The following is an 18,945-nucleotide window of genomic DNA, read 5'->3' as shown; positions in this document are numbered from 1 at the left end:
GCGACAAGACGCAATACAGGACTCCGACTGAGGATTTTCCGAAGTCGTATGCCAGCGTGGTGTTGACCTACCAGCTCAGAAATTTGATGTAGACATTCGTAGAATGCCCAGGTTGCATCTATCTCGATATTGTGACTCGTTGATCGGCGACACAACACCGATCAACGAGTCACAATATCGAGATAGATGAAAATTACTTTACAGCAAGGTAATCCAACGATCCAGAGCATTAGAAGCCGATATCGTCCTTGGTGATGTCCAGCTCGTCGTCAAGCTGGGTAGAGCATGGTATCAGCATTTCGACGCCGTTGGTACGGTGCATATGCGAGGCATTTAAATGAAGCCTACCACCGCCACGTTGTGAGCGCTCATTGCAGGTTAAGCCCTTTACAGGTGGTGCTTGTAACTGTCGTAGTCTGCGTCGGGTTCCCCGATAGGCCGGAAGTACTTGATGTTGTCCGATGCTACAATCACATTCTGTATAGGGCATCCACACCACCTTAACGTGCATCCTCATCTGCACTTCGTGTGTTTCGATTTCAGAAATCAAGTGTTAGGAAAAGGATGTTTGCGCCGTCAAGCAGTACATAGGCGGCTACGTAGGGCGGTTTTGTACGCTGGTCCATAAACGGGATGTTGATGATCACAAACGTTGTCACCATGCCTTTGTCCGGTAGCTCGACGGGCTCGGTGGTTAGCAGGACAATGTCCGGATCGGCACCGTGCGGTGGAAATACACTTTTCTGTTTCAGGACCGCAATCTTGCGTTCGGGTACCGAGCAATTGGCCTTCGACGATGGTTCGCAGGTATGCACTTTCTTCGTGCGAAGCGGTGTGTTGAATTGTCAGCTCAGTCGGTGTGACGATCCCGGTTGCTGGTCACCCAGCTCGGCTATTGGTTCGGGTTCTCTACGCAGCAAGAAGTTACGTGATGTCAGCAATGGCGTCCAACTGGCTGCTTGGCCCAATGCACATTTACCTGGGCGCCGGTGCAGATCACCGAAGGGTTGGCAGCGCCCACATCTACGGCGTGCAACATTGTGGTGTTGGCTCCGTTGAGCTCGATCAGTGCCCATGTGAACAGTCGGTCCAGCAGCTGTATTTCTAGCGGCTCAGTCTATCAAGTCCAGAATGCGCGACTGTGCCGACAGCTTATGCCGGTGCCATCTCACCCAGCGGTTCATAGGTAACCGGGTCATATTCCACGGGCAGCACATGCACTCGGCTATCCGACCCGCGCACTCCAAAGATGCGGCATTCACGCAGTGCAGTGAAGAACTTGCTCAGTGTGGGCCCTACTACATGGGTGTAGTTCGAAGGACAATGTCAGTGGCGCGGAGAACGGTGGTTTGAAGTGGTCAATCAAGGGCGAGCTGCTCGAATTGGCTGTTACGTCGTCGAGTAGAATGGGTTTTAAGAACGGTTTCATATAGTGGACAATGGCGATTGGTCCGTGAACCGGCGTTGTTAGTTGGGTAAACCTGCGAAAGAATAGGGTTAGAGATCATTAAGCTCGGACTGCAGCTGGGATATTGGGGTGCTCAACCGCCAAAAAACGCCGTCGAACTCGTAGCCGCGGCGGAGGATGCCGGATTCGACGCGGTATTCACCGCGGAGGCGTGGGGATCTGACGCTTACACGCCGCTGGCATGGTGGGGTTCGTCAACGCAGCGGGTGCGGCTGGGTACGTCGGTGGTCCAACTGTCGGCGCGAACCCCGACGGCATGCGCGATGGCTGCGCTGACGCTCGACCACCTGTCCGGTGGCCGCCATGTTTTAGGGCTTGGCGTGTCCGGACCGCAAGTGGTCGAAGGTTGGTATGGTCAGCCGTTTCCGAAGCCGTTGGCTCGCACCCGTGAATACATCGACATCGTCCGCCAGGTGTGGTCCCGGGAGGCGTCGGTGACCAGCGACGGCCCGCACTACCCGCTGCCGCTAACCAGTGCTGGTACGACGGGCTTGGGCAAGGCGCTCAAGCCCATCACCCATCCACTGCGCGCTGACATCCCGGTCATGCTGGGTGCCGAAGGGCCGAAGAACGTTGCGCTCGCAGCCGAGATCTGTGACGGTTGGTTGTCGCTTTTTTATTCGCCGCGGATGGCTGGCATGTACAACGAATGGCTCGACGAGGGGTTCGCTCGGCCTGGCGCCCGACGCAGCCGCGAAGACTTCGAGATCTGCGCGATCGCGCAGATCGTCGTCACCGAAGACCGTGCGGCGGTGTTTGCCGGAATCAAGCCGTTCCTGGCACTGTATATGGGCGGTATGGGTGCTGAGGGCACCAACTTCCACGCCGACGTCTACCGTCGGATGGGTTACGCGGAGGTGGTTGACGAGGTCACCACTCTGTTCCGATCCAACCAGAAGGACAAGGCGGCTGAGATTATCCCCAACGAACTCGTCGACGACGCGATGATCATCGGCGACCTGGACTACGTGCGGAAGCAGATTGCTATCTGGTCGGCTGCGGGCGTCACTATGATGATGGTGTCTGTTAGCAACGTAGAGCAGGTTCGAGACCTGGCTGGGCTACTCTGACCGTGTCCTTCCAGCATCTGCGCAACGATCGTCCAGCCCGGGGAGGTACTCAATACATTATACATTCGCAACCTATTGTAGTCGATTCAGACGCTGCATTGCTGCGGGGACCGCGAACATCGCGGAGTGCAAGTTGGCTGTGCGGATGTGGACTGGCATGGTCAGCGCCGTGCCGGCGATAATGTGTTGCGAGGTAGGCATGTCGCTCACGGTAATTGTGGGAGATAGCAATGACTGAAAGCTATCTCTACGGCGTTTCAGGACGTCGATTTAACCGACCAGACCTTCTACGCCAGTCACGAGGCATATCGATGGATGTGTATCAATCAGTTGGTATTTCAAGACCGCAACGGGCTAACGGCGGTATCAACATGCCAGGCGATGATCGACGCCGAACGGCAGCTTGAGCTGTTCTCTAATGTAGGTGGCATCCGGCACGATTAGCCTGCTGTGCCGATGATGATCGACATGGACGATCACACATCTGTTGCGGCGTAAGTTGGTTAACGTCAGTTTTATCCGCAAGCAGGTGCGTGACTGCGAGGAATCGATTGCTGCGTTGTGCGACACACTGATCGACGTTATGTGTGAACGCGGCAGATACGACTTCGACCGAGACTTGCTCGCGTCGTTGCCGATGAGGGTCATCGACGACATGCTCGGAGTGTGTAAGAAGCAGCGGGAAATGTTCTTCGAGTGATCTGGCGATTTGGTAAAATTTCTAGGTTCACTTGTGTACGAAGACGATTTCCAGGTAGCAATTGATGCTTTCACCGCCTACACTGACTTCACTTGAGGCATCATCACTATACGCAAGGAAGTGCCCACCGAAGGACTGGTCAGTGTGCTGGCGAGCTGTCAAGTCGACGGGAAGCGGTTGAGTGATGACGAGATTATAATGTAGACGCTGCTCATCCCAATTGTCCTGATTGGCGGTGATGAGACCACACGGCATACGTTGAGTGGAGGCACCGAGCAGCTGTTACGCAATCGTGATCAGTGGAACCTGCTGCAGTGCGATCGCTAGTTATTGTCCGATACCATCGAAGATCTGCTGTGTTGGACCGTGTTGGTAAAGAAAATTTGATCGCCTACAATGATGTTTAACAACATTGAACTGTTCGATACAGAGCAAGTAATTTTGCTATTCGAATTGACAAACTTCGACGAAGTGGTATTCGATCGGCAGGATAATTTCAATATTAGAAAAACTCTAACTGATGAACTCCTGGTCAGGTTTCGCAGCGAAGCAAGCGATGGAGGCGGCCAAGCGGTTTGTGGGGTGGTTAACCGACCTCTGTGAGCAGCTGCCTGAGACCGAAACACAGATCCGTGAAAATCAGGTGGCCTATGAATAGGCACGTAACAAGATAGTGTGTCCTCGGTGCAGATTTACCGAAATCGTGCTGAGAGGCAGATGCTGATCAAGCATAATAAGTTAGGGCGATGCGATGTGGCGATAGTCGACCTCGACTAGGAATACCAAGACTTCTGAAACGAGGACGGTGAGGCGATGAAGGGACTGTAGGCTTGCTGTGAGGACTTCGTAGAAGTCACCACCGCTGATCGCCAACAAGACCGGGTTGGTCGCTCCGGATACCATTGAGTACGGTACCACCGGAGTCACTGAGTATCGCGCCACCTCTTTCCTACAGGCACTTAGGTTGCCGATTTGCTATGCTGATAGTTGGCTGGTACATATGCATAATAATTGAGTTGATCTGGCCTATTCGCGGCTATTGTGTGACTGTTGAGTCGATTGCTGCGTAAAGCTATGTGTTGCAGTCCTCCTCGACTTTGCGGTGCTGGAGCTGATGCAGAAAGCGTGGATTAGGTGCATCCGTTTGCGTGTCACGCTTTGGTTCTTCACGCTTCACTGAGGGCCGACACTGAGATTTGGCGTGCCAGCCTCAGTGTCGCGCTCAAACACGCTGACCACGTGAGGAGTAACGTGGCATCAAGGAGCGAGACAGCATCTCGGGTTTGAGTGTTTGGTGCGCCAAAACCACTGTTCAGTAGTGTAATTCATTATCGTTATTTAGTATCATTCATTACTATGAATGCATTTCGTTAATTAATTGACATTGGCAGGTGACTAGCTGCTTAGTGAGCCACCTGTCAAAGTCTCAAGCTCAGCATGATGATCAGCTCCGGCTCGAACCATGCCGATCACGGGTAACGAATTATGCATCAAACTTGTTTGTTTTCAATAAACTGATTTCGTTGCCGGAACCGGGGCTAGCCGGCTGGTTGATCAGACAAATTCGCCTAGCTGGTCTCGCATAGCTCAGCCGTGACTCGTGGGTCAATTGGATTCTATAGAACAGTGCCAACGCATCCCTGTTTCGATTTGTTCTGCTGCTATCCCCGGCGGAATCGTGTGGTGCCCTTATCGTAGGGCTTGGGTCCGTAGATTCGATTAACCACCCCGTGGGTTCAGAAAACCTCAGCACTTCGTTCTGTCGACGAGCTCGAAGTTTGGGAGCAACCCTAGAGAAAGTCAACCTAACGACGGGTTCGGGCAACAGCATCCGGCCACCCGCATACACGGTCTGTCGTACGGTGAGTCGTTCTTCTTTAAGACGTCCAGAAGTCCGGAGTCACCATAAATCATCTGGTGCCGGACTACGACTAGAAACAACGAATAAAGAGATCTTATGGTGGATAAAGATTACAATGAGATCCGTTATACGTCGGAATCACCGTAAGTACTACGAAAGGCGTTGACGACACACGCAGCCAGCCAAATATCGGCCCACGTAATCCGCCCGTTGTTGTAATGTTTGCGATCTCGCAACGGTGGTCCGAGAGCTGCGGACTGGTTAGGGTGCCTGATGGTATCGCCGAGTCGCTCAGATGTGATTTGAGCCTCTAACTGTGTGACCACAGTGGAGTTCACGCTCGGCTAATAGGGTTTGCGATTCTGGAATCTGGACTTGCGCTTCTCGGCGAACACCTCCGGGCCTTTGTAGCGTCTTCAGACAGGAACGCCTTGATACCGATTTGGGTGTCAATCTTGAATGCCTGGTTTTCGGCTCTTCTCTCGGTCGCGCGGATCTACCGTAGGATCTTCTGCGCAGCCAACGGCCCGTTATTCCAGATCACCTCTGCGGTCTCGAGCGGCTTTGGGTAGTACTTACCCGTCGGGTACGACATTAGCCGATCAGGCTCAAGCTTCTTGGCCTCGGCAGCGGTGATGTGGTGCCCGGTCAGCAGCAGGTCGCAGGCTACCGTATAGAGGATCTGCCGGGCCAAATGTACCGTCGAGCCGCGAGGCTCCACTTGGCCTCAGAGATGCCGAACGTGGTGCTTTTGCCGTTGACCCACGATATCGTTGCCTTGTAGGACCTTCGCTGCTATCGGAGACGGCGGAACCTTCGACGGTGGTAATCAGCGATTTGGTTAGCCCCCGGTTTCGGAGCAGAGTACCGATGCGTAATATATCGTAGCTGCCATTGCTGAAGAAGTCGCTGGGCGGCTTTTTGGCGGCCACCTTAAGGTCCATAATATTTGCGCAGAAGTCACCGCAGAAGCAACTGTTGGTTAGGGTACTGCACATCGGTGGTCGTCGTCAACGCAGTTTCAGTCCTCGGCCATGCTCTCCATCATTTCACTGCTCAGCGCGTTACGCGCAGCCGGTCGGTTTATCGTCATGATGCGGGTGTGCTCGCGCAGTTCCGATAGCACATACGGTCCGAATTCGTTTGTTGTAGTCTTGGCTACGGGCTACCACTTCTCCTTTAACTTAGGCATTCGCTTGTCAAGAAATGTAACACGTTCTAGTTTGGTGCCCGTGGCCCTGAATATTGCCGATCTCGCCGAGCACGCTATCGACGCTGTGCCTGGCCGCGTTGTCCTGATCTGTGGCGACGAGAAGCTGACCTATATCCAACTAGAAGAGAAAGCCAACCGCTTCGCGCATTACCTGATAGGTCGGGGTGTGAAGAAGGACGACAAGGTGGGCCTCTACTGCCGTAACCGCATCGAGATTGTCATTGCGATGCTTGGCATCGTGAAGGCGGGCGCTATCCTGGTCAACGTTAACTTCCGTTACGTCGAGGGCGAACTTCGATATCTCTTCGACAACTCCGATATGGTTGCACTGGTGCACGAGTGCCAGTACTCCAACCGGGTGGCCAACGTGCTGCCGGACACCCCAAACATCAAGACTGTACTCGTCGTTGAGGACGGGAGTGATAGCGACTATCAACGCTACGGGGGTGTGGAATTTTACTCCGCGATCGCGCAGAGCTCATCCGAACGCGACTTCGGCGAGCGCAGCGGCGACGACATCTATCTGCTTTACACCGGTGGTACCACTGGCTTTCCGAAGGGTGTGATGTGGCGTCACGAGGATATCTACCGGGTGCTCTTCGGTGGAACTGACTTCGCCACAGGAGAATTTGTCAAGGATGAGTATGACTTGGCTAAAGCCGCCGCAACCAATCCGCCAATGGTCCGTTATCCGATTCCGCCGATGATACATGGTGCCACCCAATCCGTCACATGGATGTCGATCTTCTCGGGTCAAACCATCGTGCTAGCACCGGAATTCCATGCCGAAGAGGTTTGGCGCACGATTAACGAGCACAAGGTCAACCTGTTGTTCTTCACAGGGGACGCCATGGCGCGACCGTTGCTAGACGCGCTGACCAAAGACAATGACTACGATTTGTCGTCGCTGTTCCTGTTGGCCAGCAGCGCGGCGCTGTTCTCGCCAAGTATAAAAGAAAAACTCCTCAAGCTGCTGCCCAACCGCGTTATCACCGACTCGATAGGTTCCTCAGAGACCGGCTTCGGTGGCATCAGCATCGTTGCTAAGGATGTGCCGCACAGTGGCGGCACGCGAGTGGTCATCGATCACCGCACCGTCGTTCTCGACGAGGATGGCAACGAAGTCAAGCCTGGCTCGGGTGTGTGCGGTCTCATAGCCAAGAAGGGCAACATCCCTGTCGGTTATTACAAGGATGAGAAGAAGACCGCCGAGACGTTTAAGACCATCAATGGTGTGCGGTACGCTATTCCGGGCGACTACGCAGTGGTTGAGGCCGACGGCTCGGTCACCATGCTGGGCCGTGGCTCGGTGTCAATCAACAGCGGCGGTGAGAAGGTCTATCCCGAGGAGGTCGAGGCGGCGCTCAAGGGCCACCCTGATGTTTTCGATGCATTGGTGATTGGCGTGCCCGATCCTCGGTATGGCCAGTGTGTGGCGGCTGTCGTGCAGGCTCGACCGGGATGTCGGCCGGCACTGGCCGAACTGGACAGTTTCGTGCGCTCCGAGATCGCGGGATACAAAGTACCGCAAAGCCTTTGGTTGGTGAGCCAGGTCAAGCGGTCGCCAGCCGGTAAGCCTGACTACTGCTGGGCCAAGGAACAGACCGAGTCGCGCCCTGCTGACGATGTGCATGCAAGCCGGGTGACCACCGGCACATGACGCGCACGTAGTGGCGTGACCGTGTTGGTTAAGTATTAGCCTGGCGTGCCCACCGGCTTCTTCACTTGGGAAACAGTTGTGCTGCGCAAGTTTTCCAGTGTTGCCGGCGGTGCACTCTGCGCGCAGGTAGTACCTTTCGGTGTCGCTAGTCTGACGCTGTGGCGGTTTGATTCGGTAACTCCACGCCTCGAAGGGGCATATGCGTTCAGTATCCGATTGGCTGTCACACGCGATGCGGGTGCTGCGGTGTTTGGCGCCGGACCAGGCAGATGGACCGGGTCCGGGTTTTTCGGTCCGTTGTCACAAACCATTGTCGATGCCGTTGCAGTGGCACTCGCGGTGGGACAATTTCTACGCCGACGAGCGGTCGGTTCTGATGGCCAAGCTCGCAGCGCCGCGCCTGGATGTTGTTACCTACGCGCCATCATCGATGCAGTTTTGGCATGTTGCTGTGCAGGCGACTTGGGCGACGATGGCCCTTTGGTTCGGCTACACGGCTACTTGTGAGGCGGCAACGTGATATGGACCTCACACGAGGTAGTGCTGGTCAACTCGGCTGCGCACGTTGGTCACCGCGAGACCGTCTTAGCGATGCTCGCGCTGTTAGCTTTCTGTATTACGATGTCGTTCTCGCCGGTTACTAGCGGGTGCGAGCGCTGAAGCCTATCTGGCGCAACCACATCGGTCTGCACCAGCTCTTCCTGTTGTTGGCGTATGTAGTGTTGTTCGGCGGCAGGTACGCTCAGCAGACACATGCTGCTGGCCGTGCTGGCTGGCTAACTGTGTCTAGTGTCGAAGCTCTATGATGATCGACGTGTAGATGCAGCATCCTACTGCGTGGTTCCTACGTAGCGACATGCTGGTTTCTGTGTGGCGTTGGACTGGGGGAATTCCGGACACCGACATCCCGATCGAGACGACTATCGCCTCGATGGACGTTGCTGACGTCGGCCTGGTTCTGCTTAGTGCGTGGTGCGGTCTGGGTGGCCAGGATCTGATCTGCAATTATGCAGATTGCAGAGTGAGCCCTGTTTCACCCGAGCAGGTTTGTTGGCTTGGCTACGGTCAACGTGAGTCGTCCGATGGCGGCGGTCCGCGAATTGCGACGGCGAGTCCGTGATGTCGGATTCGTGGGACTGCGGGTGGTACCCTGGCTGTGGAACGTACCGCTGATCTATAGTCACTACTATCAGTTCTGTATCGAATGCGTCAGGGCCGCGGTGTCGTTCTGTGCCTGCGCCCGGGTTGGTCACACCTGACCGCTGTGACCGTCGGAGACCGGATGCCGTATTCTCTACGTCGGCAAGGTAGTCCTCGGTTTTCCAGCGCTGGTGATCGTGTGCAGCTGCGTCAGATATCCTTGGACTGAGTAAATAGTAGCTGTCGGTTACAAGTACGAGAACGTCTACATCAACCCCTCAGTCTATAAGATCAAACGACTACTGGATATGTTGGTCCGATTCATGAAAACCTTTGCCGTACGATGCAAATTTTTGTTCAGCGCCACCTACCCTATAATTAGTTAGGCGAACACTCTGACGGACTTGGATGAACTCGGGGTCAATGATGAGCAACGTCGAAACTTCTTGCCCAGCAACGATGAACGTGTTTTCTGGGTGGAGGAAAACAGATGAGCGATGCTCAAGAGCTGATCAATATTTTGATCGACGGCGGCATCGACGTGTGCTTTGCTAACCCCGGCACCTCGGAGATGCACTTCGTGACCACACTAGACACTGTTGTTCGTATGTATGGCGTGCCAACCTTTTCGACTGTATGGCCACCAGTGAGGCCGGCGGCTACGCGCATATAGCCAGCAGTGGTGCTGCTGTACCTGGACCCAGTACTAGACAACGGCCTGGCTAACCTGCACAACGCGCGCCGCGCCTGGGTGCCGATGATGGTAGTCTTCGGCGACCACCCCACTCAACACATAAATATATTACAAATATATTTTGCTCCAATAGAATCCGACATTGCTGTGCTGGCTGGCACCGTTTCAAGATAGACTGTGCCGGACAGCGGATACCGCTCCGACGTTGGGCTCGACACGGCGGAGGTGATCACTACAAGCCGGTGGAGCTTGCAGATATCGACGCTGGTACGTTCTGCGGACGTATCTTGATCAGACGGCGCCGATCCTGCCGCATCGGTGTCAGACCATCCAGCCAAGTCCGGTGTTGACGTGGGATCGGTTCGCAAGGTTCTACGAATCGGGAGAGCCGACAATTTACTTTGATCGGTGGGGATGCCACCGGACGACAGGGGCTGGCCGTGGCCGCGCTGATCGCTGCGATGACCAGGGCTCGTTGGCTCTACGAGACATTTCCGGCCCGGTTGGAGCGTGGGCGCTGGTGTCTCTAGTTGTTGTGTGGCTTGCCTACTGCGTCGAAGCCGTCGTGGCCCGGTTGTGGATGGCGCCAAGCTACCTGCGCCTTTTTCCTACCCGGGCATGCCTCATGACCTGTTAACAGACCGACTGCGAGGTGCACGTGTTCACTGAGTTATAGTGGCGTTGCCGACGCGTTAACCACGTTAGCCGACAAAGTGGCACCCGGGACTGCTGCTCCGATGATGGTTGCATCGCGCCTGCAGTTGTCGTCAAGTCCGTTGACCTCAGTGTCGAGGGATCACGTGATCGGCCAGCTATTGCCCGAATGGGCGATTGTCGTCGATGAGGTAGATACTTCTGGGGCCCGGCTACCGTTGGGGCGCCGGACCATAACTGGTTGACGCTGACCGGACCGGGTGGGACGATCGGCTGTGACATCCCGGCCGTGGTGATCGCTCCCGACTGTCCGGTGCTGTGCCTAGAATACGACGGGTCGGGGATGTACACGATTGAGGGATTGCGAACCCAAGGGCGGTAGGATCTCGATGTGACCGCCGTTGCCTACGACATTCTCGGATTGAGCTCTGTATCAGAGTTGATGAGCTTGTGTCACAGCTTCTTGTCGACCCGTTGGTCGAACCCGCCTAGCTCATATTGATACTCCGATGTGCATACCGCGTCCACGATGGTGTCGACCAAGCTACCGAGGTCGGCTGTTGCTTCGGTTGTGGTGAAAGCCATGAATGTCTTTGACTGTTAGAAGGCCAGCGGTTGGCTCGGGGCAGTCCCAGTGCGGCCATCCCTAATGATGTTGCACTGGACTTCGTTGGTACTGTCGCCAAAGGTCAAAATCAGACAGGCCCAGTCTATCCGTTCAGCCTGGCCACATAGCAACGCACTTGGCGATTCTTGCCGCAAGGTCGCCACAATACCTAAGCATTTCCATCAGCAAGCGGTAAGCTTTGGTGGCTAGCTCAGTTTCGAACGTCTTGCTGGCCGATGCATCGGCCAGCAACGGGACGGCGTGCTGGAACGAGGCTAGCTTCCAGTTAATCAGCTTGAGGACTTCGATCTTGCCGTGCTACCTGAGCCAGATTGAGCTACATTCACTAGGAGTCAATGAGCTGTGCGCAGCTGATATCCTCGGTGCTCTTTGCCCATTCGTGAACCTCTCGCAGGCACATCATGATCGGCGTCGGTGACACCAGCGCGATTCGTTTGTGGTTGAGCTGGTTGGTAACCAACTTTTAGCCGTCGTTCTTCTCACCGACCTGGTCGGTCACCGGCACCCATAAGTCGGAGTAATTAGGTGGCGCTGGTGTTCGGACCGGTCATGCTGGTGTTCGGACCGGTCATGGTGTACACTGGCTATTCACGAGAGTGCCTCGGCGGTGGTCGGTGCAATCAACGCCGAGATATCGTGGTGCTTTTTAGCCCTCGTAGACTCCGAGTTGGTGTGCACTGCCAGCCACATATAGCCAGCGTACTGGGTCAAGTTGGTACGCATTTTCCGGCCGTTGATCACGTAGTCGTCGCCATCGCGAATCGCGGTGGTTAGCCAGATCGGTGTCGGCACCGGGCTCAGAATAGCCGATCGAGAAGTGCAGATTCCCGACAGCAATACGGGGCGGGAAGAATTTCATTCTGCTCGTCAATGCCGTAAGCCATGGTTGTCGGTGCCACGCTGTTGATCATCGGGAACGGTACCAGGGCACCTGGGATGGCCGGCTTTGTCGATGAAGATCAGCGAGTCCATAGGCGAGCGGTCCTGGTCGCTATACTCATTTGGCTAATTCTAGGGTAAGCTTTCTACTTTTGCTCATCTGAGCGACGGTCTCCCGGTACGCATTTCACCCTGGATCGAACTCAGCGTTTCTCGGCGCTCCGGAGTTATGAAAATGGTTAAGTACAAACTTAGTTCGCGAAGCAGCTTCTCCTGTTTAGGAGTGTAGCCGATGCGCATTCCAGCCGTCCTTTGAGTTATGCGATCGTATCGATATCACTAGCCAGCGTTGGGCGTCGTACACCAGCTAACGACTACCCATACTGTCTTCCCGGCTGTAACACAGCTTCTAGTGCTGGAATCCAGCGATCGTTTCATAGGGCCTCTCGGGGCCTTATGGTGGGTGCTACATAATGAAAATGAGCTCCTGACGGGGGACAGGTGGCCAGGTTTGAGGAGGACGTCGTGCGAGTAATCGTGGACCGTGACCGATGTGAGGGTAATGCGGTGTGCTTGCGACTTGCGCCGGATGTGTTCGATTTGGACGACGAGGACTATGCCGTAGTGAGGACGGCTCCGGTTCCACCCGACCAGGAAGATCAGGTAGAGCAGGCGATCGCCGAGTGCCCACGTGCGGCGTTACTGCGGCAAGATTGACCCGAAACTAGAGGTATTCATAAATTGACTAAGGTTAATGACCCGGCTTCGTTTCAGGCCACGCCGGGCAGCATTATGAACGCGGTCGATTTATCCGGAAAGGTCGCGGTGGTAACCGGTGCGGCTGCGGGACTGGGCCGGGCCGAGGCAATCGGTTTAGCTCTGTTAGGTGCCACTGTCGTTGTCAACGATATCGCCGCCGCGCTGGACGCCTCCGACGTAATCGACGAGACCAACGCTATAGGTAACAAGGCCGTAGTAGTGGCTGGCGACATTAGCCGACGTGCAACCGCCGACGAGTTGGTAAGTTGTGCCGATGGCCTAGGAGGACTGGACATCGTGGTGAACAACGCGGGCATAACTCGTGACCGGATGCTGTTCAACATGTCTGACGAGGAATGGGATCTGGTAATTGCGGTGCATCTGCGTGGCCATTTCCTACTCACCCGCAACGCGGCGGCTTATTGGCGTGCAAAGGTCAAAGAAGCCAACCGTGCCGGCGGATCCATCTATGGCCGGATCATCAACACCTCGTCGGAGGCGGCTTTGGTAGGTCCAGTGGGTCAGGCCAACTACGGCGCTGCGAAAGCGGGAATCATCGCGTTCACTCTGTCAGCCGCACGAGCATTGGGTCGATATGGGGTGCGCGTCAACGCGATCTGTCCACGAGCCCGTACCGCGATGACGGCCGACGTCTTCGGTCCGGCGCCCGATGTCTCTGATTTAACGGCAGGCCAAATCGATCCATTGTCACCCGAGCACGTGGTGACCTTGGTTCAGTTTTTGTCGTCGCCGGCGGCAGCAGAAGTCAATGGGCAAGTGTTCATCGTGTACGGTCCTCAGGTGACGCTGGTCTCCGCACCCACTGTGGAACGTCAGTTCAGCGCAGACACCGCGGCCTGGGACCTGATCCAACTTAGTACCACATTGCAGGACTATTTTACTGGCCGCGATCCGGAGCAGAATTTCTCCGCGATCGGTCTTATGGATGGGTAAGGGCCAGCACCGGAGTTCTTCCTACTCACAGATCATAGACCCGTTAGCACCTAGAACACGTATCATATTGGCCGTATTACCAGGGTGTTGACCTGTACTAACTAATGACGTTAACAACAAAATGTTGTTGATTGACACGGTGAAGTTGTTCTGAGTTAATAGGATCCGGCTCGGATCGGGCCGCATATGCATCAAAGGCCGCGCAAAGGGGTAACGCAAAGCTTCGCACGCGAGTCGCAGACGGGGGTACCCAGTTTGATCCAGCAACTTGTGGTTCCAGTCCGGGCTGTCGGCGGGTTTTTCGAAATGTCGTTGGACATGTTTCGTACTACTTTCCGTCGGCCGTTTCAATTCCGCGAGTTTCTGGATCAAACCTGGATGGTTGCTCGCGTGTCACTGGTGCCGACGCTGTTGGTCTCCATCCCGTTCACGGTCCTGGTTGCGTTCACTCTTAATATCTTGCTGCGTGAGATAGGGGCGGCGGATTTGTCTGGTGCCGGCACGGCATTTGGCACCATCACCCAGCTGGGACCGGTCGTAACCGTGCTCGTCGTGGCCGGTGCCGGTGCAACCGCGATTTGCGCTGATCTAGGTGCTCGCACCATCCGCGAGGAAATCGATGCGATGCGGGTGCTGGGCATTGACCCGATTCAACGGCTCGTCGTACCCAGGGTTTTGGCGTCCATGTTGGTCGCGTTGCTGCTTAACGGGTTGGTGTGCGCCATCGGCTTATCTGGCGGTTACGTATTCTCCGTCTTCCTTCAGGGGGTGAACCCAGGTGCGTTCATCAACGGGTTGACTGTGCTTACCGGACTGCGTGAGTTGGTTCTCGCCGAAATCAAAGCGTTGCTGTTCGGCGTCATGGCTGGGCTGGTCGGCTGTTACCGCGGCCTGACCGTCAAGGGTGGGCCTAAGGGTGTCGGTAATGCGGTCAATGAAACCGTTGTTTATGCATTCATTTGTCTGTTCGTCATTAACGTCATCGTAACCGCCATCGGTGTCCGATTCTCAGCGAAGTGAGTGACGGATGAGTTACGACTTGACAATCCGGTTTTGCCGCTTTGTTTCCAGACTGCAGCGGCCGGTGGACGAGTTTGGTGAGCAGGCCTTGTTCTATGGCCAAACCGTGCGCTACATCCCAAACGCGCTCACCCGATACCGTAAGGAGACGATCCGACTCGTTGCTGAGATGACACTGGGCGCGGGAGCGCTCGTGATGATCGGCGGCACGGTTGGGGTTGCGGCATTCCTGACGTTGGCGTCTGGCGGCGTTATCGCTGTGCAAGGTTACTCGTCGTTGGGCAACATTGGTGTCGAAGCGTTGACCGGCTTCCTGTCAGCGTTCCTGAACGTCCGGGTTATCGCGCCGGTGGTTGCGGGTATTGCGTTGGCGGCCACTATCGGTGCTGGGGCCACTGCACAATTGGGCGCTATGCGGGTATCTGAAGAAATCGACGCGGTAGAGTGTATGGCGGTGCACTCAGTGTCGTACCTGGTGTCCACCCGGATGATTGCTGGCCTCGTGGCGATTATCCCGCTGTATTCACTGTCGGTGCTTGCCGCGTTCTTCGCGGCTCGCTTTACCACGGTGTATATCAACGGGCAATCCAAAGGCCTATATGATCACTACTTCAACACCTTTCTTATCCCATCCGACTTACTGTGGTCGTTTCTGCAGGCTATCGTGATGTCGATTGCGGTGATGCTGGTGCATACCTATTACGGTTACAACGCCAGCGATGGGTCGGTCGGCGTCGGCATTGCAGTCGGCCAGGCGGTGCGGACCTCGCTGATCGTGGTGGTTGTTATTACGCTGTTCATCTCACTGGCGGTGTACGGCGCGTCCGGTAACTTCAATCTCTCCGGGTAAGGAGATTCCCACAGAACAATGGCAAACGGCGGATCGCGACTCAGGACTGTCCGGCTGGCAGCGGCACTGCTTGCCAGCTTGATCATTACCTCGGTCGTCCTCACTTACTTTTCGTACATGGCAGCTTTCACATCGACCGATACCGTTACGGTATCATCGCCGAGAGCCGGTCTTGTGATGGAGAAAGGCGCCAAAGTCAAGTACCGTGGCATTCAGATCGGCAAGGTCACCGATATCAGCTATCGCGACGACCAGGCACAGCTAACATTGTCCATAAACAGCGCCGAGATGGATTTTATCCCCTCCAATGCGACGGTCCATATCGTGGGCAACACCATCTTCAGTGCCAAATCGGTGGATTTCGTTCCGCCCGAAACGACTCCGGCGCGGCCGCTGCGCCCGAATGCGCATGTGCGGGCTTCGGCTGTGCAGCTGGAAGTGAACACTTTGTTCCAATCGCTTATCGACCTGCTACACAAGATCAATCCCGTCGATCTGAACGCGACACTTAGCGCATTGTCTGAAGGTCTACGTGATCATGGCCATGACCTGGGCGCGCTGCTATCGGGGCTCAATATGCTAGCACAGCAGGCGAATCCGAAACTCGCTACACTGCAAGAGGATTTCCGTAAGGCCGCGGTTGTTGCCAACATCTATGCCGATGCTGCGCCCGATCTGAACACCGTGATCAACAATGTGCCTACGATTAGTAGGGCGGTAATCGATCAGCGGGACAACCTGAACGACACACTACTTGCCACCATCGGGCTATCCAACAACGCCTATGAGACACTGGCTCCGGCGGAGCGGAATCTCATCGACTCCGTAAGCAGGCTGCGGTCCCCGCTGAAGGTGGGTGCTGACTATTCGCCAGAAATAGGCTGTTTGTTCCGAGGAATCAGCCGGGGAGTCCGCGAGTTCGCGCCATTGATTGGTGTCCGCAAAGCGGGCTTGTTTACGTCGTCAAGCTTTATCTTGGGTTCGCCCTCCTACACCTATCCAGAGAGCCTGCCGATTGTCAACGCCTCCGGAGGTCCGAACTGCCGAGGGTTGCCGGACATGCCAACCAAGCAGACCGGGGGATCGTTTTACCGGGCGCCGTTCCTGGTTACTGACAACGCCTATATCCCCTACGAGCCGTTCACCGAACTGCAGGTTGACGCGCCCTCAACGTTGCAGTTTTTGTGGAACGGCGCGTTCGCAGAACGGGACAAATTCTGATGGCGAGCTTTCCGCCGGACCGGTCAATATACCGGTCGATGGCGATAAAAGTTGGAGTCTTCACAGCGGCCATGTTATTGGTGGTCGCTGGCTTGGTGGTGATCTTCGGTAATTTCACGTTCGGTGCCCGAAATACTTACCACGCCACCTTCACCGACGCGTCTCGATTGAAGGCTGGGCAAAAGGTACGTATCGTCGGAGTGCCGGTCGGTTCGGTCCAGAATGTTAAGCTTAACCGCGACAACAGCGTCGATGTGACGTTCGAAATCGACAAGCACTACACGCTGTATTCGTCAACGCGCGCGGTGATCCGGTATGAAAATCTGGTCGGCGACCGGTTCCTGGAAATCACGTCGGGTCCAGGGGAGTTGCACAAGTTACCGCCGGGTGGCACGATTAACTCGGCACACACTCAGCCCGGGTTGGATCTCGACGCGTTGCTGGGCGGACTACGGCCGGTGATCAAGGGCCTGGACGCAGATAAGGTAGACACGATCAGCAGTGCCGTCATTGAATTGTTGCAGGGGCAGGGTGGAGCGCTGTCGAGAGTGCTGGCCGATACCAGCGCGTTCTCATCGGCGCTGGGCAAACGCGACCAGTTGATCGGTGATACGATCACCAACCTCAAAGCGGTGCTTTCGACTGTCGACCATAAGAGCGCGCAATTTTCGGCCAGTATCGAGCTGTTGCAGCAATTGATCACCGGGCTTGCCAAAAACCGGGATACGATTGGAGGTGCTATCCTGCCTTTAGCGTCGACGACGACCGATCTAACGCAATTGTTACAAAACTCACGCCGGCCGTTGCAGGGCATTCTGGAAAATGCCAGGCCGTTGGCCACGGAACTGGACGATCGCAAGGCCGAGATAAACAACGACGTCGAGCAGTTGGGTGAAGACTATCTGCGACTCTCCGCGCTCGGTGCTTACGGAGCGTTCTTCAACATCTATTTCTGCACGGTGACGATCAAGATCAACGGGCCAGCCGGAAGCGACATTCTTCTGCCGATTGGTGGCCAGCCGGATCCCAGCAAGGGGAGGTGTGCCTTTGTCAAGTAGCCACGAACTTCGTGGTGACCGCAAGCGCAGCAGAGCTGTGCACAGCGGGTCGCTACGCATGCAACCTCACGATCCGCTGCGCACCGGCATTTTTGGCTTAGTGCTGGTGGTCTGCGTCGTGTTTATCGCGTTTGACTACAGTGGGTTGCCATTCTGGCCGCAGGGGCAAACGTATCATGCCTATTTCACCGACGCCGGTGGCATTACGCCTGGTAACTCTGTCTATGTATCGGGACTCAAGGTCGGCAAGGTGCAGGCCGTGAGTTTGGCTGGGGACAGCGCCAAGATCACTTTCAGCGTGGACCGCCACGTCGCTGTCGGCGATCAGTCGCTGGCTGCGATCCGGACCGACACCATCCTAGGTGAGCGTTCCGTCTCGGTCAGCCCGGCGGGAACCGGCAAGGCGACCAGCATCCCGCTGAGCCGTACGACGACTCCCTACACGCTCGCCGGCGCGCTCGAAGATCTGGGCCAAAACGCGAATAATCTGAACAAGTCGCAGTTCGAACAGGCGTTGAAGGTACTCACTGAGACACTGCACGACGCTACCCCGGAACTGCGCGGTGCCCTAGACGGGGTGACGTCGCTGTCTCGCACCTTGAATCACCGTGATGAGGCGCTACAAGAATTGCTGGCGCACGCGAAGTCGGTTACATCGCTGTTGGCACAGCGCGCCGAACAGGTCAACAGGTTGATCGTCGATAGTAACGAGTTGTTCGCCGCGCTCGCCGAGCGGCGTGCCGCGTTGGGTCAGCTGATCTCCGGGGTCGGTGATGTCGCAGCCCAAATCTCCGGCTTCGTCGCCGACAACCGCAAGGAGTTCGGCCCCACACTGAACAAGCTCAATCTGGTGCTGGACAATCTTAACGAACGACGTGACTACATAACCGAGGCTCTTAAGCGGTTGCCCACCTACGCGACCGAATTAGGTGAGGTGGTCGGATCTGGTCCCGGATTCAACGTTAACGTCTTTAGTGTGTTGCCGGCGCCGATGATCGCAACAGTGTTTGACCTTGTTTATCAGCCAGGCAAGTTGCCGGATAGCCTCGCCGACTACCTACGCGGGTTTATTCAGGAACGCTGGATAATCAGGCCGAAGTCGCCATGATGGCGAAG

At 55.8% G+C, this 18,945-nt stretch carries 14 protein-coding genes and 8 pseudogenes; 16 read left to right on the top strand and 6 right to left on the bottom strand.

The annotated features are described in order from the left end of the window. Positions 1 to 387: 387 nt before the first annotated feature. Positions 388 to 1,366, bottom strand: a pseudogene (locus MUBE_RS06065) (Zn-ribbon domain-containing OB-fold protein). Positions 1,367 to 1,506: 140 nt separating this feature from the next. Here MUBE_RS06065 and MUBE_RS06060 point away from each other — a divergent pair. After that, on the top strand, positions 1,507 to 2,538 hold the full coding sequence (locus MUBE_RS06060; protein WP_165849737.1) for an LLM class F420-dependent oxidoreductase: 1,032 nt from the start codon (positions 1,507 to 1,509) through the stop codon (positions 2,536 to 2,538). An 11-nt stretch (positions 2,539 to 2,549) separates the two neighbouring features. Here MUBE_RS06060 and MUBE_RS06055 read toward each other — a convergent pair. Continuing rightward, positions 2,550 to 2,739, bottom strand: a pseudogene (locus tag MUBE_RS06055) (acetoacetate decarboxylase family protein); the annotation flags it as partial. Between the two features lie 114 nt (positions 2,740 to 2,853). Between MUBE_RS06055 and MUBE_RS19370 the strand changes: the two are divergent. Then, a pseudogene (locus MUBE_RS19370) lies at positions 2,854 to 3,778 on the top strand (cytochrome P450 family protein); the annotation flags it as partial. Next, the gene (locus MUBE_RS06045; RefSeq protein WP_116539851.1) at positions 3,759 to 3,896 is read left to right on the top strand and encodes a PPE domain-containing protein; all 138 of its coding nucleotides are present in this window, start codon (positions 3,759 to 3,761) and stop codon (positions 3,894 to 3,896) included. The pseudogene MUBE_RS19370 and the gene MUBE_RS06045, both read left to right, overlap by 20 nt. Before the next feature lie 80 nt (positions 3,897 to 3,976). Here MUBE_RS06045 and MUBE_RS06040 read toward each other — a convergent pair whose 3' ends face one another. Together MUBE_RS06040 and MUBE_RS06030 are read right to left on the bottom strand one after the other, a co-directional pair. Beyond that, complete coding sequence (locus MUBE_RS06040) at positions 3,977 to 4,180, bottom strand: hypothetical protein (protein ID WP_116539850.1); 204 nt, start codon at positions 4,178 to 4,180, stop codon at positions 3,977 to 3,979. Positions 4,181 to 5,443: 1,263 nt separating this feature from the next. Then, a pseudogene (locus MUBE_RS06030) lies at positions 5,444 to 6,192 on the bottom strand (enoyl-CoA hydratase-related protein). A 133-nt stretch (positions 6,193 to 6,325) separates the two neighbouring features. Here MUBE_RS06030 and MUBE_RS06025 point away from each other — a divergent pair. The 6 genes and pseudogenes from MUBE_RS06025 (at position 6,326) to MUBE_RS15630 (ending at position 10,842) form a co-directional block, all read left to right on the top strand. Then, positions 6,326 to 7,972 carry an acyl-CoA synthetase gene (locus MUBE_RS06025; RefSeq protein WP_116539848.1) on the top strand — a complete coding sequence of 549 codons (1,647 nt, stop codon included), beginning with the start codon at positions 6,326 to 6,328 and terminating at the stop codon, positions 7,970 to 7,972. Positions 7,973 to 8,017: 45 nt separating this feature from the next. Next, positions 8,018 to 8,778, top strand: a pseudogene (locus tag MUBE_RS20040) (fructosamine kinase family protein). A gap of 14 nt (positions 8,779 to 8,792) precedes the next feature. Then, positions 8,793 to 9,606: pseudogene (locus MUBE_RS06015) on the top strand (amidohydrolase family protein). Positions 9,607 to 10,207: 601 nt separating this feature from the next. Then, positions 10,208 to 10,336: a hypothetical protein gene (locus MUBE_RS18900; RefSeq protein WP_279386677.1), complete on the top strand. Its 129-nt coding sequence runs from the start codon at positions 10,208 to 10,210 to the stop codon at positions 10,334 to 10,336. Between the two features lie 207 nt (positions 10,337 to 10,543). Further along, a complete protein-coding gene (locus MUBE_RS15635; protein WP_165849732.1) occupies positions 10,544 to 10,705 on the top strand; it encodes a hypothetical protein in 162 nt (53 codons plus the stop codon). Then, entirely contained in the window at positions 10,702 to 10,842 is a 141-nt protein-coding gene (locus MUBE_RS15630) for a hypothetical protein (RefSeq protein ID WP_165849731.1), read from the top strand. Before MUBE_RS15635 ends, MUBE_RS15630 begins: the two co-directional genes overlap by 4 nt. Before the next feature lie 74 nt (positions 10,843 to 10,916). Here MUBE_RS15630 and MUBE_RS17480 read toward each other — a convergent pair. Both MUBE_RS17480 and MUBE_RS05995 read right to left on the bottom strand, forming a co-directional pair. After that, a pseudogene (locus MUBE_RS17480) lies at positions 10,917 to 11,045 on the bottom strand (acyl-CoA dehydrogenase family protein); the annotation flags it as partial. 26 nt (positions 11,046 to 11,071) lie between these two features. Further along, positions 11,072 to 12,267 (bottom strand): annotated as a pseudogene (locus MUBE_RS05995) (acyl-CoA dehydrogenase family protein); the annotation flags it as partial. A gap of 225 nt (positions 12,268 to 12,492) precedes the next feature. Here MUBE_RS05995 and MUBE_RS05990 point away from each other — a divergent pair. The 7 genes from MUBE_RS05990 (at position 12,493) to MUBE_RS05960 (ending at position 18,937) form a co-directional block, all read left to right on the top strand. Continuing rightward, positions 12,493 to 12,684 carry a ferredoxin gene (locus tag MUBE_RS05990; protein WP_116539923.1) on the top strand — a complete coding sequence of 64 codons (192 nt, stop codon included), beginning with the start codon at positions 12,493 to 12,495 and terminating at the stop codon, positions 12,682 to 12,684. Positions 12,685 to 12,759: 75 nt separating this feature from the next. Next, positions 12,760 to 13,680: a 3-oxoacyl-ACP reductase gene (locus MUBE_RS05985; protein ID WP_116539844.1), complete on the top strand. Its 921-nt coding sequence runs from the start codon at positions 12,760 to 12,762 to the stop codon at positions 13,678 to 13,680. Between the two features lie 255 nt (positions 13,681 to 13,935). After that, the gene (locus MUBE_RS05980) at positions 13,936 to 14,700 is read left to right on the top strand and encodes an MlaE family ABC transporter permease (RefSeq protein WP_116539922.1); all 765 of its coding nucleotides are present in this window, start codon (positions 13,936 to 13,938) and stop codon (positions 14,698 to 14,700) included. Between the two features lie 7 nt (positions 14,701 to 14,707). Continuing rightward, positions 14,708 to 15,550 (top strand): MlaE family ABC transporter permease, encoded by an 843-nt coding sequence (locus MUBE_RS05975; RefSeq protein ID WP_116539843.1) that lies wholly within the window; start codon positions 14,708 to 14,710, stop codon positions 15,548 to 15,550. A gap of 18 nt (positions 15,551 to 15,568) precedes the next feature. Beyond that, a complete protein-coding gene (locus tag MUBE_RS05970) occupies positions 15,569 to 16,771 on the top strand; it encodes an MCE family protein (RefSeq protein WP_116539842.1) in 1,203 nt (400 codons plus the stop codon). After that, positions 16,771 to 17,829, top strand: coding sequence for an MCE family protein (locus MUBE_RS05965; protein WP_116539841.1), 1,059 nt, complete (start codon positions 16,771 to 16,773; stop codon positions 17,827 to 17,829). Before MUBE_RS05970 ends, MUBE_RS05965 begins: the two co-directional genes overlap by 1 nt. A gap of 58 nt (positions 17,830 to 17,887) precedes the next feature. Beyond that, positions 17,888 to 18,937: a virulence factor Mce family protein gene (locus MUBE_RS05960; protein ID WP_116539921.1), complete on the top strand. Its 1,050-nt coding sequence runs from the start codon at positions 17,888 to 17,890 to the stop codon at positions 18,935 to 18,937. The last annotated feature ends 8 nt before the right edge of the window (positions 18,938 to 18,945 follow it).

Source organism: Mycobacterium uberis, from assembly GCF_003408705.1.
Lineage (GTDB): Bacteria > Actinomycetota > Actinomycetes > Mycobacteriales > Mycobacteriaceae > Mycobacterium > Mycobacterium uberis.
The sequence above is the reverse complement of the archived record's forward strand: the minus strand, read 5'-3'. Positions and strand labels throughout refer to the sequence as shown.